The organism is Acutalibacter caecimuris, from assembly GCF_034335085.1.
Classification (GTDB): domain Bacteria; phylum Bacillota; class Clostridia; order Oscillospirales; family Acutalibacteraceae; genus Acutalibacter; species Acutalibacter caecimuris.
Genome location: NZ_JAWXXJ010000021.1, coordinates 41,739 through 57,088, shown reverse-complemented (window position 1 = coordinate 57,088; position 15,350 = coordinate 41,739). Strand labels below are relative to the sequence as shown.

13 protein-coding genes and 1 pseudogene are annotated in these 15,350 nt (G+C 61.4%); 3 read left to right on the top strand and 11 right to left on the bottom strand.

Going from position 1 to position 15,350, the window contains the following annotated elements; translation table 11 throughout:
- A pseudogene (locus U8U01_RS12610) lies at positions 1-98 on the top strand (IS5/IS1182 family transposase); the annotation flags it as partial.
- 152 nt (positions 99-250) lie between these two features.
- On the opposite strand, the gene U8U01_RS12605 reads toward U8U01_RS12610, so the two are convergent.
- Together U8U01_RS12605 and U8U01_RS12600 are read right to left on the bottom strand one after the other, a co-directional pair.
- Entirely contained in the window at positions 251-1,171 is a 921-nt protein-coding gene (locus U8U01_RS12605) for a S1 RNA-binding domain-containing protein (RefSeq protein ID WP_322174704.1), read from the bottom strand.
- A gap of 228 nt (positions 1,172-1,399) precedes the next feature.
- A complete protein-coding gene (locus tag U8U01_RS12600) occupies positions 1,400-1,609 on the bottom strand; it encodes a hypothetical protein (protein WP_322174702.1) in 210 nt (69 codons plus the stop codon).
- Positions 1,610-2,055: 446 nt separating this feature from the next.
- Here U8U01_RS12600 and U8U01_RS12595 point away from each other — a divergent pair, with 446 nt between their 5' ends.
- Positions 2,056-2,916, top strand: a complete 861-nt coding sequence (locus tag U8U01_RS12595; RefSeq protein WP_322174700.1) for a peptidylprolyl isomerase — start codon at positions 2,056-2,058, stop codon at positions 2,914-2,916.
- Between the two features lie 116 nt (positions 2,917-3,032).
- On the opposite strand, the gene U8U01_RS12590 is transcribed toward U8U01_RS12595, so the two are convergent.
- The 5 genes from U8U01_RS12590 to U8U01_RS12570 all read right to left on the bottom strand — a co-directional run bounded on the left by U8U01_RS12590 (position 3,033) and on the right by U8U01_RS12570 (position 9,101).
- Complete coding sequence (locus tag U8U01_RS12590; protein ID WP_322174698.1) at positions 3,033-4,250, bottom strand: NADP-dependent isocitrate dehydrogenase; 1,218 nt, start codon at positions 4,248-4,250, stop codon at positions 3,033-3,035.
- Between the two features lie 480 nt (positions 4,251-4,730).
- A complete protein-coding gene (locus U8U01_RS12585; RefSeq protein WP_322174696.1) occupies positions 4,731-6,659 on the bottom strand; it encodes an aconitate hydratase in 1,929 nt (642 codons plus the stop codon).
- Positions 6,660-6,938: 279 nt separating this feature from the next.
- Positions 6,939-7,406: a GNAT family N-acetyltransferase gene (locus U8U01_RS12580; RefSeq protein ID WP_322174694.1), complete on the bottom strand. Its 468-nt coding sequence runs from the start codon at positions 7,404-7,406 to the stop codon at positions 6,939-6,941.
- Positions 7,403-8,131 (bottom strand): HAD family hydrolase, encoded by a 729-nt coding sequence (locus tag U8U01_RS12575; RefSeq protein WP_322174692.1) that lies wholly within the window; start codon positions 8,129-8,131, stop codon positions 7,403-7,405. The genes U8U01_RS12580 and U8U01_RS12575 overlap by 4 nt, the downstream gene beginning before the upstream one ends.
- A gap of 25 nt (positions 8,132-8,156) precedes the next feature.
- Entirely contained in the window at positions 8,157-9,101 is a 945-nt protein-coding gene (locus tag U8U01_RS12570) for an AEC family transporter (RefSeq protein ID WP_322174691.1), read from the bottom strand.
- A 752-nt stretch (positions 9,102-9,853) separates the two neighbouring features.
- Between U8U01_RS12570 and larB the strand changes: the two genes are divergently transcribed.
- Positions 9,854-10,603 (top strand): nickel pincer cofactor biosynthesis protein LarB, encoded by a 750-nt coding sequence (larB, locus tag U8U01_RS12565; protein WP_322174690.1) that lies wholly within the window; start codon positions 9,854-9,856, stop codon positions 10,601-10,603.
- Positions 10,604-10,676: 73 nt separating this feature from the next.
- Here the strand turns inward: larB and U8U01_RS12560 are convergent, their stop codons facing one another.
- The 4 genes from U8U01_RS12560 to U8U01_RS12545 are packed head-to-tail and all read right to left on the bottom strand — an operon-like array spanning position 10,677 to position 15,276.
- Positions 10,677-13,109 (bottom strand): ATP-dependent Clp protease ATP-binding subunit, encoded by a 2,433-nt coding sequence (locus U8U01_RS12560; RefSeq protein WP_322174688.1) that lies wholly within the window; start codon positions 13,107-13,109, stop codon positions 10,677-10,679.
- 11 nt (positions 13,110-13,120) lie between these two features.
- A complete protein-coding gene (locus tag U8U01_RS12555; protein WP_322174686.1) occupies positions 13,121-14,233 on the bottom strand; it encodes a protein arginine kinase in 1,113 nt (370 codons plus the stop codon).
- Positions 14,226-14,765 carry a UvrB/UvrC motif-containing protein gene (locus U8U01_RS12550; RefSeq protein ID WP_322174684.1) on the bottom strand — a complete coding sequence of 180 codons (540 nt, stop codon included), beginning with the start codon at positions 14,763-14,765 and terminating at the stop codon, positions 14,226-14,228. Before U8U01_RS12550 ends, U8U01_RS12555 begins: the two co-directional genes overlap by 8 nt.
- A 58-nt stretch (positions 14,766-14,823) precedes the next feature.
- Positions 14,824-15,276, bottom strand: a complete 453-nt coding sequence (locus U8U01_RS12545; protein ID WP_322174683.1) for a CtsR family transcriptional regulator — start codon at positions 15,274-15,276, stop codon at positions 14,824-14,826.
- Positions 15,277-15,350 lie beyond the last annotated feature (74 nt).

Below are 15,350 nucleotides of genomic sequence, written 5' to 3'. Positions count from 1 at the left end.
GGAGAGGTATTGCCACTCGTTATGCCAAAACCTCGGATGCTTTTATCGCCGCGGTACACGTCCGTTGTATCGCCATTTGGGCTGCTATCCGTACTTAATTCGTGTAGACACTATCTAAAAAACCTCGCCATCTTTCGGTTGGCGAGGTTTTTTCACGCAGAAAGGGGCCCCTGCTAGGCAAAAGCCCGCCTTTCCCCCTATTTCCAAGCAAGCCCTACCCCGCCCACCAAAAAGGGAGCCGTCAGGCTCCCTAAAATTTTACGCTGATATGCCGTTCGCTCTCCGGGGGCGAGTACACAAACTCCCCCATATGGTCCCCCTCAAAAAAGTATACCGGCTGCCGGGGCCTGCTGGGCTCGCTGTCAAAGGTTTCTATAATGATCAGCTTGATTTTCATTCGGGCAGGCAGCACGCTTTTAATAAACACGCTGGCCTGCTGCCCCGGAAAGATATTCCCCTTCAACTCCGCCAGCCCGGCCAAATTGGGGGCCAGTTCCACAAAAACCCCGTAGCTTTCCACGCTGCGGATAATCCCCCCCACCGTTTCCCCGGCCTTAAACCGGGCGGCATTCTGGGCCCAGGTGCCCAGCAGTTCCTTGTGCGAGAGCGTCACACGCCCATTCTCCACGCTTTTCACCACCGCGCGAATGTCCATGCCCGGGGCAAACCGCTCCCGCGGGTGCTCAATCCGGGAAATGGAAATGGCGTCAATGGGCAGCAGCGAGGAGATGCCGCAGCCAATATCCGCAAACACCCCAAAGGGCTCCAGGTGGGTCACCTTGGCCCGTATCACGTCCCCAGGCGCCAGTCCGTTTATGTATTGGCCCATGCAGCGCTCCTGGGCCGCCCGCCGGGAGAGCCGGGCCGTCAGCCGCCCCGCCCCGTCCTCGGCCAGTTCCTGCACCACAAAACACACCGGCCGGTTCACCCTGGACAAGATGGCAATGTCCCGCACCGTGCCCTCCCGTATACCAATAGCCCCCTCTTCCCTGGGGATCACCCCCCGCATACAGGGCAGGTCTACCAGCAGGTCATGGCCCCCGTCGCACATCACCGCCCTGGCCTCCAGTATCCGCCCCTCCCGCATGGCCTCCGCCAATGCCGCCGGCGACTGCATCGCCGCCACGTTCTCCGCACGCTCCATCCAGTAACCTTCCGGGTAAAATTGCATTTATCTGACACATCCCTTTCTGTCCATGACATAAAGTCCTGCTTTTTGTTCCATTCTTATGCGCCACACCGCCGGTTCATGCCCCCTAAGCCTGTGCATCCGCGTACAAAGGCCACCTCCCAAGGCCGCCTCCGGCGGATCAAGGGACTTTTTGAAAAAAGTTCCTTGACAATCCCCAAAAACTTTTATTCCGCACACGTCAATATAATAAATCCGGCGCACCGATTTTCAATCCAAGGGCAAACACATGGTACCCGCCCAATTCAAAAGAAAATTTACTAGGGCTTGTTTGAAAATAGAGGAAATGACGGATTTTTGACCAGAAACGGTCAGATTCAAGGAGAAAACCGCAAGTAATACTTGCGTATTACGAGGATTTTCGACGCAGAAGATGGTTGTTTCTGGGTAAAAAGACGGCGTTTTCGATTTTTCAAACAAGCCCTAGCCCCCCTCAAAAATTCCGAAAAATCCTTAAGCCGCCGGAGGCCCCACCCCAGCCCCCCTTAAAAGTTCTGGGAGATTCTTAAGAACCTTCTTTCAAGAAGGCTCTTAAGCCGCCGGAGGCCCCACCCCGGCCCCCTTAAAAGTTCTGGGAGATTCTAAGAACCTTCTTTCAAGACGGCTCTTAAGCCGCCGGAGGCCCCACCCCAGCCCCCCTTAAAAGTTCTGGGAGATTCTTAAGGACCTTCTTTCAAGAAGGCTCTTAAGCCGCCGGAGGCCCCACCCCGGCCCCCTTAAAAGTTCTGGGAGATTCTTAAGAACCTTCTTTCAAGAAGGTTCTTAAGCCGCCGGAGGCCAACCGCCGGAGGCCAAAAGAAAAAGCTTGCATAATCAGGCGTATTGCGATAAAATAGTAGCAAAACGGAAAACAGGAGGACGCTGATTTGAAACGTATACTAAGTGCCATACTGTGCCTGGCGATGCTCACGGGCCTGGCCGCCTGTGGGCAAAAAGGGGCCAATGCCTCGCCGGTAGACCACCTTCTGGGCAACACCGGGGAACTGCTCCCCGCCGCGGAGTTAAAGCCCCAGCAAAACAACGAAAGCCTGGGCTGGCAGTTGGAGCCCCCACAGGCCGGCGAGGAGATCGCCGTCATCACCATGCAGACCGGGGAAACCATCCAGATCCGCTTTTTCCCGGACGAGGCCCCCAAAGCCGTGTACAACTTCAAGCTCCACGCCATCAACGGCTACTATAACGGCCTCACCTTCCACCGGGTGATGGAAAACTTCATGATCCAGGGCGGCAGCCCGGACGGCACCGGCACAGACGGCGAAAGTGTGTGGGGCGAGAACTTCGAGGACGAGTTTGCCGAAAACCTCATCAATATCGACGGCGCCCTCTCCATGGCCAACGCGGGCCCCAACACCAACGGCAGCCAGTTCTTCATCAACTGCACCAACACCCCCGCCACCAGCGAGAACTGGGACTACTACAACCAGGGTTTCGAGGCATACAAGGAAAGCCCCGAAGAATTCACCGCCTACTACGGCAAGTGGCTGGATATGGACAAGGTCAACAAGCAGAAGGACCAGTACCAAACCCTCTATAACACCCACGGCGGCAACTGCCACCTGGATGGCGCCTACTCCACCGACGGCACCGGCCACACGGTCTTCGGCCAGGTCTTTGCGGGTATGGACAACGTGTACAAGCTTTCCCAGGCCGAAACCGACCCCAGCAACAATAAGCCCCTGGAGGACATGGTCATCGAGAAGATCGAGATCGTGGCGTACGCCCCCTGAGGCTGCCCCGCCGGTCAAAACACCCCCTACTATAAAACAAAGGGCCTGCCGCTATGGCAGGCCCTTTCCGTTCGTGCGTCGTGCATACAATGTGGTCAGCCGGCGTCCCCGCTGCCTTACAGCAGCCCTTCCAGCTTTTCCTTAATCGCCAGCAAAAATTCCTGGGTATTCACCTTGCGGACGCCCGGCAGGGTCCACATCGCCGCCAGGTCCCCTGTCATAACGCCCCCTTCAATGGTGTCGATGGTCGCCTGCTCCAGCTTGCCGGCAAAGTCCACCAGCCGCTGGTTGCCGTCCAACTGGCCCCGTTTGCGCAGGGCGCCGGTCCAGGCAAACAGGGTGGCCACCGAGTTGGTGGAGGTTTCCTCCCCCTTCAGGTGCTTGTAGTAGTGGCGGGTCACGGTGCCGTGGGCGGCCTCGTACTCGCAGGTGCCGTCCGGGGCCACCAGCACCGAGGTCATCATCCCCAGGCTGCCAAAGGCTGTGGCCACCATGTCGCTCATCACGTCCCCGTCGTAGTTCTTGCAGGCCCAAATAAACCCGCCTTCGCTGCGCACCACCCTGGCCACCGCGTCGTCAATCAGGGTATAGAAATACGTAATCCCCGCCTGGTTGAACTTCTCCGCGTATTCCCTGTCAAAAATTTCCTGGAAAATATCCTTAAACCGGTGGTCATATTGTTTCGAGATGGTGTCCTTGGTCGAGAACCACAAATCCTGCCGGGTATCCAGCGCAAAGTTAAAGCAAGAGCGCGCAAAGCTTTCAATGCTCCCGTCCACGTTAAACTGCCCCTGGAACACCCCGCCGCTCTCCGCAAACTGGTGTACCGGCAGCCGCTGCTGGGTCCCGTCCGGCAAAGTCACCAGCAACTCGGCCTTGGCGCCGGCCGGCACCGTGGTTTCGGTGTTTTTGTAGATGTCCCCAAAGGCGTGGCGGGCAATGGTGATGGGCTTTTTCCAACTGGGGATGTACGGCGTGATCCCCCTCACCAAAATGGGCGCCCGGAACACCGTGCCGTCCAGCACCGCCCGAATGGTCCCGTTAGGCGACTTCCACATCTCCTTTAGGTTGTACTCGGTCATGCGCGCGGCGTTGGGGGTAATGGTCGCGCACTTCACCGCCACGCCGTATTTCTTGGTCGCCAGCGCGGAATCCACCGTCACCTGGTCGCCGGTAGCGTCCCGGTTGGGCAGCCCCAGGTCATAGTAGGCCAGGTTTAGGTCAATATAGGGCTCCAGCAGCAAATCCTTAATCATCTGCCAGATCACCCTGGTCATCTCATCCCCGTCCATCTCTACCAGCGGGGTCGTCATAGGTATCTTTTCAAAACACATGGTTGCTCCTCCTTTTTGGTTGGGCTCCCTTAAGGAGCTCCGCTCCTTAAGAATCCTCGCCAGAGGGGCATAGCCCCTCTGGACTCCCACTTTGGGCCTTTGGTACGCTACCTGTTTAGTCAGGCAGCCAAGTCCCCGGTAACTCCCTTAAGGAGCTCCGCTCCTTAAGAATCCTCGCCAAAGGGGCACAGCCCCTCTGGACTCCCACTCGGTGCCTTTGGCACGCCTCCTATTTAGTCAGGCAGCCAAGTCCCCGGCAGCTTTTTGTCGGGCTACGTTTTTTTATTTTGATCGTCCCAACTGCTGGGCCCTACGTGGTGCCTTTGGCAATTATTTTTGGCTTGCGGCATGGCACCCCCGAAAAATTGAATGGGGTTTGCCCTTTTCTATTATATCGAAGCCACATGGGGATTCCAAAGGGCCCACGGCCCTTTGGCGGGGATTCTCAAGGGGCAGCGCCCCTTGAGCCCCTTGAAGCCTCTATGCCTGTTTGGTATAGTTCAGCAAGCCGCCCACCAGCACCATATCCCGCTGCCGCTGGGTCAGCACCGCGGTCAGCTTAAACTGCCGGCCGGTGGTACGGTTTTCCAGGGTAATATCCGTCCCGGCGGCAACTTCCTCCCGCACATGGGGCAAAACCAGTTCGTCCAGCAGGCTGATGCCCTCGTAGTCGCCCTCCTCCTTAAACTGCAAGGGCAATATCCCCGTGTTAGCCAGGTTGGCCGCGTGAATACGCGCATAGCTTTTGGCAATCACGGCCTTCACCCCCAGGTACAAAGGCGCCAGCGCCGCGTGCTCGCGGGAGGAGCCCTGCCCGTAGTTGTGCCCGGCCACTACCACGCCGCCCCCCTGGGCCTTGCACCGGGCGGGGAACTCCTTGTCGCACACCCCAAAGCAGAACTGGGACAGGTACGGCACGTTCGAGCGGTAGGGCAGTATCTTGGCCCCGGCGGGCATAATGTGGTCGGTGGTAATGTTATCCCCCACCTTCAGCACCGCCTTGCAGGCAATATCCGCCGGCAGCGGCCCGGCAATGGGCAGGGGCTTGATGTTCGGCCCCCGCAGCACCTCCACCGTTTCCATCAGCGCCTCCTCCACCGGCGGCTCAATCAGGTTGTCGTTGATCAAAAACCGTGCAGGCGCCTCCACGCTGACCGCCTCCCCCAGGGTACGGGGGTCGGTGAACACCCCGGCAAGGGCCGAGGCCGCGGCGGTTTCCGGGCTCACCAGGTAAACCTGCCCGTCCGCCGTGCCGGAGCGCCCCTCAAAGTTCCGGTTAAAGGTGCGCAGGGACACCCCCGCCGAGTTGGGGCTCTGTCCCATGCCGATGCAGGGCCCGCAGGCGCACTCCAATATCCTGGCCCCCGCGGCGATGATATCCGCCAGCGCGCCGTTCTGTGCCAGCATATGGAACACCTGTTTCGAGCCGCAGGCCACCGACAGGCTCACCCCCGGGTGCACGGTTTTTCCCTTCAAAACCGCCGCCACCCGCATCATGTCCAGGTAAGAGGAGTTGGTGCAGGAGCCGATACACACCTGGTCGATCTTCCCCCCCGCCAGCTCCCGGATGGGTTTCACATTGTCCGGCATATGGGGGCAGGCCGCCAAAGGCTCCAGCGCCCCCAGGTCCAGGTCGATCACCTCGTCGTACACCGCGTCCGGGTCCGGGGCCAGTTCCACCCAGTCCTCCCCCCGGCCCTGTGCCTCCAAAAACTGCCGGGTAATCCCGTCAGAGGGGAAAATCGAGGTGGTCGCCCCCAACTCCGCCCCCATGTTGGTAATGGTGGCCCGCTCCGGCACCGAAAGGGTCTTTACCCCCTCCCCGGCGTACTCTATAATTTTCCCCACGCCGCCCTTCACGCTGAGTTTTTGCAGCACCGCCAAAATAATGTCCTTGGCCGAAACCCAGGGGGAGAGTTTGCCGGTCAGCACCACCTTGGTCATGCTGGGCATATTGATGTGGTACGCCCCGCCGCCCATGGCCACGGCCACGTCCATACCCCCGGCCCCAAAGGCCAGCATCCCAATGCCGCCCCCGGTGGGGGTGTGGCTGTCCGAGCCGATCAGCGTCTTGCCCGGGGCCCCAAACCGCTCTAGGTGCACCTGGTGGCAAATCCCGTTGCCCGGCCGGGAGAAGTAGATGCCATGCTTTTTGGCCACCGTCTGGATATACCGGTGGTCGTCGGCGTTCTCAAAGCCGTTTTGCAGGGTATTGTGGTCAATATAGGCCACGCTTCGCTGGGTTTTCACCCTGGGCACCCCCATCGCCTCAAATTCCAGGTACGCCATGGTGCCCGTAGCGTCCTGGGTCAGGGTCTGGTCGATGCGCAGCCCCACATCCGCCCCCGGCTCCATGCAGCCCGTCACCAGGTGGCTTTCTATAATCTTCTGTGCAATGGTCTTTCCCATGTGTCATCTTCCTTTCCTTGTCCAAAATGTATGCTTTCCTCCAAAAGCCGGAACCGCTCCCCGCCGCCGGGCCTGTCCAAAATAAAGCGTTTAAAAGCAAGACCCCGGCGGGCAAACAATAAAAGTTTCGTCGTCTCACCTGCCGGTTCGGCCGGCTCGTGACGGTCGCTCTACTTGGCTGTGCCAAGTAGCCGGTGGCCCTCGCCCTTTTCAAACTGGCAAACAATAAAAGTTTCGTCCACCTTTTCAAAGGTGGTGGGGTTCTTAGGGGTGAAACCCCTAAGCCGCCGGAGGCCCCAAAATTTTCTCCATCACAAAGTTCCGCAGCCACACGCCCCGTCGCTCCACCTGCTGGGCCCTGCACACCCGGTACCCCCGCCGCAGAAAGAACCCCTTTGCCGTCACCGAGGCATGGGTCACAACCGTCCCTGTCCCCACCGCCCTTTCCAGCCCCTGGCACAGGGCGGTGGCCACCCCCCTGCCCTGGTAGTCCTTGTGTACATACAGCCTGTCCAGGTACCCGCCGCGGTCAATGTCGCCAAAGCCCACGATCTCCCCCTTTTCCTCCGCTACCAGCGTAAAGTGCTCCCGGAACGACCGGTCCCATGCCGCCAGGTCCACCTGCCCGGTGGCCCAGGCGTCCAGTTGCCGGGGGGTATAGTCCCTGGCGTTCACCGCGTGCACGGTCTGGTAGAACAGTTCCGCCAATGCCGGGCAGTCGGCAGAGGCATACGCCCGCAGCCTCATTCCCCCACCTCCCCGTCCGGGGGCAGGCCCTCCAGCAGGGCCGCCAGTTCCCCCCAGCCCTCTACCGCCAGGCAGGGGAACGCCGGGGCCGCCCCCTCCCCCGGCCGAAACCACACCGGGAACATCCCCGCCCCCTGCGCCCCTTCCATATCCGCCTCCAGGCTGTCCCCGCAAAACCACACCTTTTTCGCGGGCACACGGGCTTTTTGCAGGGCGATCTGAAACAGCAGCGGATCCGGCTTGCGGATGCCGTACTCGCTGGAGGCCAGCACAAAGGCGAACCGGTGCTCCGGGAACAGCTCCTCCAACCGGCCGGCCAGCGCCTGGCCCGACCAGCCGATATTGCTCACCACCCCGGTGGGGATGCCCTGCCTGTCCAGCAGGGCCAGTAACTCCGCCGCCAGGGGGGCCGGTTCGCAGGGGCAGGCGTGCTCCATCAGCACCCTTTCCATCTCCCCCAGGGGCCTGGCCGGCTCTATGGCCAGGGCGTCAAACACCGTTTGCAGTTGATGCCACTCGTGCATCTCCGCGCCCCCCGGCCGGGAGCCCGCGGGGCAGCGCAAGCCGGAAAACCGCAGCCAAAGGCTGTCCGCCAGTTGATGGGCCTGCTCCGGCGTGGCCCCCTCCGGGTTCTTCCCCACATACCGGAACACCGCGCGCCATCCCCGCAGAAAGTCCGGCGCCGTTTCCCTGGCCAAGGTGCCGCCGTAATCGAACAAAACCATCCCCGGCCTTGCCGGGCTTGCCCCGTTAAAAAAACGCAAAATACTTCAACCCCCAAATCAGCAAAAACATCGTCCCAATGGACAGCAGCGAGCTGAACACCACCAACTGCCCTGCCAACTGGTCGTCCCCGCCCATCTGCTGGGCCATGGTGAAGGAGGACACCGCCACGGGCGAGCCGAACAGCGCCAGCAGCACCACCAAATCAGCCCCCCGGAACCCCAGCAAAATAGCCGCCCCGATAAAAGCGGCGGGGTACACCACCAGCTTCATCCCCAGCGTCACCAGCAGGGGTTTCACGCAACGCCCCGTTTCCCCAAAGTTCATCGAGGCCCCCAGCACCACAAAGGCCAGGGGCGTGGCAATGCCCCCCAGGGTCGAGGCCGTGCTGTACAGCACCTCCGGCAGCGCCACACGGAAATAATTGCACAAAATCCCCGCCACAGAGGCCAAAATCAGCGGGTTGGTGGCAATCCCCACCAGCACCTGCCACAGGTTGGGCCGCTGGCCGTTGAACATCTCCAAAGCCAGCACCGCCAGCGCGTTAAATATCGGGATCACCACCGCAATCAGCACCGAGGCCCGTCCCGCCGCCGTGTTCCCGAACAGGGCCATGCCAATGGGTATCCCGTACAGCACAAAGTTGCTGCGGAACATCCCCTGCAACATCACCCCCCGCCGGGCGTTTTCCTGCTCGGTCAGTAGCACCAGCACCAGCGATACCAAAAACGCCAGCAGCACCCCGGCCACCGCAAAAAACAGCAGGTCGCTGCGCAAATCCACCGCCAGGTCGGCGTCGTAGATGTTCACAAACACCAGCAGCGGCAAAAAAATCTTAAAGATCGTCTTATTCACCTGCCGGGCCGCTATCTCCCCCAGCAGCCCGGTCAGGCGGGTGATGTACCCCACCGCCATCATCAAAAACAGCGGCAGCACCGTGCGCAGCGCGATCATCAGGCTTTCCATGCTCATATCCTCCCAGGGGCTCTCCCGTTTTTTATGGTGTACCGTACAGTATACCACATTTCCCCCCCGCTGGCAAGCCGCCCGCTCCCCCCCAGAGAGTGCCCAAAAGAAGAGTTTATGGAAAAATTTGCCTCCAGCGGTGGAGAGTTGGCGTAGCCAACTCTTGGGCGTCGCCCCTAAAAACCCCACAACCTTTGAAAAGGGCGAGGGCCGCCGGCTACTTGGCACAGCCAAGTAGAGCGGCCGTCACGAGCCGACCGAACCGGCAGGTGAGACGACGAAACTTTCACCACTTGCCCGCCAGAACACTATTTATATACTCTTCATTTTAGACACTCCCCACCCACATCCTCCACTAGGGCTTGTTTGAAAAATCGAAAACGCCGTATTTTTACCCAGAAACAACCATCTTCTGCGTCGAAAATCCTCGTAATACGCAAGTATTACTTGCGGTTTTCTCCTTGAAGCTGACCGCTTCTGGTCAAAAATCCGTCATTTCCTCTATTTTCAAACAAGCCCTAGAAATTTTTATAAAAAATATTTTTACGCCTGATGACAAAGCCACAAAAAATCCCCTCCGCAAAAGTTTTGTCCACTTTTTCAAAAGTGGCGGGGATTCCCAAGGGGCGGTGCCCCTTGGGAATCCCCGCCGGAGGCAACCCAGCCGGCGGCATCTTGCCACAAAAAAGCTTGCGTGCTCTGGGCAAATCCTATATAATGGGGTAAGAGGTCCCACACAGCAGAAAGGGGATATAAAAATGGATCAACAGGACGTGCGCGCCCTTTTAGAGCAGGTACACGCCGGCCAGTGCTCCGTAGAGGACGCGTTGCTGGCCCTGAAGATGGAGCCCTTCCAGGACCTGGGCTTTGCCAAGGTTGACCACCACCGGGGCCTGCGGCAGGGGGCGGCCGAGGTCATCTACGGTGCCGGCAAAACCCCGGCGCAAATCCGGGATATTGCCGCCTCCCTCTGGGCCGGCGGCCGACAGGCGGTGCTCATCACCCGCATGACCCCCCAGGCGGCGGAAGTAACCGGGGCCGCCCTGCCCCTGCACTACAACAGCCTGGGCCGGGTCGGCATTGTGGGCGATATCCCCGCCCCCAGCGGCAAGGGTGACATTGTGGTGGCCACCGGCGGCACCAGCGATATGCCCGTGGCCGAGGAAGCCGCCCTCACCGCCCAGGTGCTGGGCAACCGGGTCACCCGGCTGTATGACGTAGGCGTGGCGGGCCTGCACCGCACCCTTGCCCATCTGGAGGAGCTGATGCGCGCACGGGTCATCATCGCCATTGCCGGCATGGAGGGCGCTTTGGCCAGCGTCATCGGCGGCCTGGCCGATTGCCCGGTGATCGCCGTGCCCACCAGCGTAGGGTACGGGGCCTCCTTCGGGGGGCTGTCCGCCCTTTTGTCCATGCTGAATTCCTGTGCCAGCGGGGTCAGCGTGGTCAATATTGATAACGGCTTTGGGGCCGGCTACCTGGCCAGCATGATCAACCACCTGGCATAGCCCCCCTGCCGAATCCCCCCGCCTCCCACCCAAAAAGGCCGGACGCCCCCCACGGAGCGCCCGGCCCTTTCTATTATACCTGTGTGAACACAAAGCTTTCGTCCACATAATCGCACCGGTACTTCTTCCCCGGTTCCATCTGCCCCTCCAGCAGCTTTTCCGAGGCCAAGTCCTCAATCCGGCTCTGTATCACCCTCCGCAGCGGCCGGGCCCCGTACACCGGGTCATAGCCCTGCCCGGCCAAAGCGTCTGTGGCCGCGGGGGTAAAGTCCACCTCCACCCCCATCTCCGCCAGCCGTCCGCCCAGGGATTCCAGCATCTTCCCGGCTATCTTCCCGGTATCCTCCCGGCTCAGCTTGTGGAACACAATGATATCGTCCACCCGGTTCAAAAACTCCGGCTTAAACAGGTTCTTCAGTTCCCCTGTCACCATTTCCTTGATCTTCTCAAAGTCCCGTTCGTCCTGCCCGCTGCTCTCCGTAAAGCCCAGCGCGGCCCGTTTCTCGGTGATCAGCCTGGCCCCCACGTTGGAGGTCATAATGATCACCGCGTTCTTAAAGTCCACGGTCTTGCCCTGGGCGTCCGTCACCCGGCCGTCCTCCAAAATTTGCAGCAAGATGTTAAACACATCCGGGTGGGCCTTTTCAATCTCGTCGAACAGCACCACCGCATAGGGCTTGCGCCGCACCGCCTCGGTAAGCTGGCCCCCCTCGTCAAAGCCCACATAGCCGGGGGGCGACCCCACCAGCCGGGACACCGTGTGCTTTTCCATATACTCCGACATATCAAAGCGCACCATAGCCTTCTCGTCCCCGAACATGGCCTCGGCCAGGGCCTTGCACAGCTCGGTCTTGCCCACCCCGGTGGGCCCCAGGAAGATAAAGGAGCCAATGGGCCGGTTCTTATCCTTCAGCCCCACCCGGCCCCGGCGGATGGCCTTGGCAATAGCGGTCACGGCCTCCTCCTGGCCCACCACCCGCTGGTGCAGGGTATCCTCCAGCCGCAGCAGCCGCTGGCTCTCCTCCTCCGTCAGTTGGGAAACCGGCACCCCCGTCCACATGGACACAATATCCGCAATATCCTCTTCCGTCACCACCCCGTTGCTACGCTCGTTCTTGGCGGTCCACTCGTCCCTGGCCTTTTCCAGTTGCTCCTGCAACTCCTTCTGCTGGTCCCGCAGGGCCGCCGCCCGCTCAAACTCCTGGGCATTCACCGCCGCGGCCTTGTCGCCCTCCAGTTCCTTCATGCGTTTCTCCAGTTCCTGCACGCTGCCCGGGGCGGTAAAGGTGCGCAGCCGCACCCTAGAGGCCGCCTCGTCCACCAGGTCAATGGCCTTATCCGGCAGGTACCGGTCCGAAATATACCGGGCCGAAAGCCCCACCGCCGCGTCAATAGCGCCCTCCGTAATCTTCACCTTGTGGTGGGCCTCATAGCGGTCTTTCAGCCCCCGCAAAATCTCCACGGCCTCCTCCTGGCTGGGCTCCCCCACCGTCACCGGCTGGAACCGCCGCTCCAGCGCCGCGTCCTTCTCAATATGCTTGCGGTATTCGTTGATGGTCGTTGCCCCGATGACCTGGAAATCCCCCCTGGCCAAGGCGGGTTTCAAAATGTTGGCCGCGTCCGCCGAGCCCTCGGCCGCCCCGGCCCCAATAATGGTGTGCAGTTCGTCGATGAACAGGATGATATTCCCGTCCCCCTTCACCTCGTCAATGGCCGATTTAATCCGCTCCTCAAAGTCCCCCCGGTACTTGGTGCCCGCCACCATGCCGGTCAGGTCCAAAGAAACCAGCCGCTTGCCCTTTAAGATCTCCGGCACGTCCCCGGCCCGTATCTTCAGGGCCAGGCCCTCGGCCACCGCGGTCTTACCCACCCCCGGCTCGCCGATGAGCACCGGGTTGTTCTTCGTCCGGCGGGAGAGGATCTGGATCACCCGCTGGATCTCCTCCCCCCGCCCGATCACCGGGTCGATCTTCCCCTGGGCGGCCATTTCCGTCAAATCCCGGCCGAACTGCTCCAGGGCCTTGCCCCCCGTGCGCTGGGCGGCGCCTTCCCCGCCGGCCGCGGCCGCGCCCCCCATCATGGCAGAGAGTTCCCGCACCACCCGGTCCGGGTCTATCCCCAGTATCTTCAAAAACCGCATGGCATAGCAGCCCTCGTCCTGCATAATGGCGATGAGGATATGCTCCGTGCCCACATACAGGTTGTGCATCTTGGCCCCGGTCATGGCGGCAATCTGCACAATCTGCTTGGTGCGCGGGGTAAAGTTCTCCGGCGTCAGGCTGGTCTTTTCCCCATAGCCAATGCGTTCCCGCAGCAGCTTTTCGTAGCCCTCGGCGGTCACGCCCAGCTTGTGCAGCACCGTGTAGGCCACGCCGCTGCCCTCCTGCAGCAGGCCCAGCATCAGGTGCTCGCTGCCAATGTAGTCATGCCCCAGCTCCTGTGCCGATTCCACCGCCAGGTTCAAAGCCTGGTTGGCCTTTTCCGTAAATCCGTTAAACCGAAACATATGCTCACTCCTTATAATCGCCTTGCCGGACCATCCCGTCCGTTATTTCTATCTGATCTGTCAGGCAGATATGCATAGGCAGCCTCCAGCCCCCCGCAAGCCGCCCGCAATAGCCCGGCCCGCCTTGCGTCCCGCTGGGCCTCTTCCAGGGGCTTTCCGGCCCCTTCCGCCAGCGTGGCGGGCTGCACCTTTACCAGCAGGCCGTCTATTTCGCCGGGCTCCATGCCTTCCAGCAGCCCCAGCGCCACCCCCAGCCGGGCCAAAGACAGCAACTGGGCCGCCTCACCGGCGCTCATCAGCCGGGCAGACCGCAAAATCCCCGCGGCCCGGCAGATCTTATCCTGCCACGCCGGGTCCTTCCCTATCCCGGCCCGTATCCGCCGCTCTTCCCCCATCAACTGCCCGGCAATGGCCGCCAGGTTCTCAATCGCCTGGTTTTCGCTGAGCCCCAAGGTAATCTGGTTGGAAAGCTGCACCATCTCCCCCACAGCCCGGCTGCCCTCCCCAAAGGCCCCCCGCAGGGTCAGCCCCAGTTTCGAAAGGTTCGCCGCCAGCCTTGGCAGGCTGCCCGCCTCCGCCAGCCCCGGCAGGTGCAGCATCAGCGAGGCCCGCATCCCTGTCCCCAGGTTGGTGGGGCATTGGGTCAGGTAGCCAAAGGCCCGGTCATAGGCAAATTCCAGCCGTTCCCCCAGCAAGGTGTCCATGCGGTCAGCGGCCTCGGCGGCCTCTTCCAGGGCCAGCCCCTCCCGCAGCACCTGAATGCGCACATGGTCCTCCTCGTTGACCATCACGCAGATACTCTCGTCCTCGCTGACCAGCACGGCCCGGCCGGGCCCCCCCGCCGCAAAGGCCGGGCTGATCAAATGCCGTTCCGCCAGCGAGGCCGCCGCCCCCGGCGAAAGTTCCTCCAGCGGCAAAAACCGGAAACTCCCTGCCAGCACGCTGTTGCCGTCCAGCAGCGCGTCCCGCACCTGCCGGGCCACCCGCACCTTCTGCTCCGCGCTGGCCCGCCCCGGAAACACCTCCCGGCACAGGTTCCGGGCCAGCCGCACCCGGGTGCTCACGGCCACATCGCCGCCCTGGCCGGTTTTCTCATACCATTTTAACGCCACCTGCTCACCCATGCCGTTCCGCCTCCTTTATCTCGTCCCGCAGCACAGCCGCCCTTTCAAAGTCCTGGGCCTTGATGGCCTCCTGTAGCTGCCGCCGCTTTTCTTCTAGCCCGGTTGATTGCCCCTGCGTCCCCGCTGCCTGGCCGCCCGGCCCCACCGCCAGCCGGTGTTCCTGGCTCACCACCCGCAGCGCCGAACCCCCCGGCGACTTGCCCATATGCTGGGCCGCCCCGTGAATCCGCTGTATCACCGGCCGCAACTGCTCCCTAAAAGTCTGGTAGCAGGCCGCGCAGCCAATCTTCCCGCTTTTGGATATCTCCCCAAAGCTGGCCCCGCAGCCGGGGCAGCGTTTCACCTCCTGGGCAGGGGCGTCCCCCAGCAGCCCGCCCAGCAGGCTGCCAAAGCCTCCCCATTCGCCCAGCATCCCCCCGTACCCCTGTTGCTGGGCGCACTCCCCGCACAGATGGCTTTCTGTCAACTGCCCGTTCACCACCGTCTTGATGTGTGTGGTCGCAGGCCTCTGCCCACATCTCTGGCATAACATTTGGCATACCTCCTGTTCCTATTTTGCCCATATCCGGGCCGTGTTCCCGCTAGCCCCCCTACATCCTGGAGGCCAGCAGCATATTCTTCACAATCATCGCCCGCACCGTGTCCCGCAGGTCTCTGGGCACGGCGGCCAGCGCGTTCTCCGAAACCGCCGCCAAAATCAGTTCCGCGGCCCCCAGTTCCAGCACGCCGCCCTCTGCCATGTTCTGCACCATAGCCCGGGCGGTGGCCCCGTCCAGGCTGTCCCCCACCCCGTTCACCATGTGCATGATCATATCCGCCTTCGAGAGTTTCAGCCGGGTGATCCGTATATACCCCCCGCCCCCCCGGCGGCTCTCCACCAGGTACCCTTGCTCCGGCGTAAACCGCGAGGTCAGCACGTAGTTGATCTGGCTGGGCACGCACCCCAAAAAGCCGGCCAGTTCGTTGCGCTGTATCTCCGCGATGCCCCCCGCCTGGTTCAGCAGTTCCAGTATATAGTTTGCCACGCTGTCGCTGATGCGCATTTCCCCTCACTCCAGTTTGTCTTTGACTTTCTTTGACTTTAGTCTACCCCATTTCTCTGCCCCCGTCAAGGTCA

Excerpts from the sequence above, each read along its gene's own strand:
- U8U01_RS12580 (WP_322174694.1), bottom strand. The coding sequence starts at position 7,406 with ATGAGGCTGCGGGCGTATGCCTCTGCCGACTGCCCGGCATTGGCGGAA.
- U8U01_RS12605 (WP_322174704.1), bottom strand. The coding sequence starts at position 1,171 with ATGCAATTTTACCCGGAAGGTTACTGGATGGAGCGTGCGGAGAACGTG.
- U8U01_RS12585 (WP_322174696.1), bottom strand. The coding sequence starts at position 6,659 with ATGGGAAAGACCATTGCACAGAAGATTATAGAAAGCCACCTGGTGACG.
- U8U01_RS12560 (WP_322174688.1), bottom strand. The coding sequence starts at position 13,109 with ATGTTTCGGTTTAACGGATTTACGGAAAAGGCCAACCAGGCTTTGAAC.
- U8U01_RS12575 (WP_322174692.1), bottom strand. The coding sequence starts at position 8,131 with ATGGTTTTGTTCGATTACGGCGGCACCTTGGCCAGGGAAACGGCGCCG.
- U8U01_RS12590 (WP_322174698.1), bottom strand. The coding sequence starts at position 4,250 with ATGTGTTTTGAAAAGATACCTATGACGACCCCGCTGGTAGAGATGGAC.
- U8U01_RS12545 (WP_322174683.1), bottom strand. The coding sequence starts at position 15,276 with ATGCGCATCAGCGACAGCGTGGCAAACTATATACTGGAACTGCTGAAC.
- U8U01_RS12555 (WP_322174686.1), bottom strand. The coding sequence starts at position 14,233 with ATGGGTGAGCAGGTGGCGTTAAAATGGTATGAGAAAACCGGCCAGGGC.
- U8U01_RS12550 (WP_322174684.1), bottom strand. The coding sequence starts at position 14,765 with ATGTTATGCCAGAGATGTGGGCAGAGGCCTGCGACCACACACATCAAG.
- U8U01_RS12570 (WP_322174691.1), bottom strand. The coding sequence starts at position 9,101 with ATGAGCATGGAAAGCCTGATGATCGCGCTGCGCACGGTGCTGCCGCTG.
- larB (WP_322174690.1), top strand. The coding sequence starts at position 9,854 with ATGGATCAACAGGACGTGCGCGCCCTTTTAGAGCAGGTACACGCCGGC.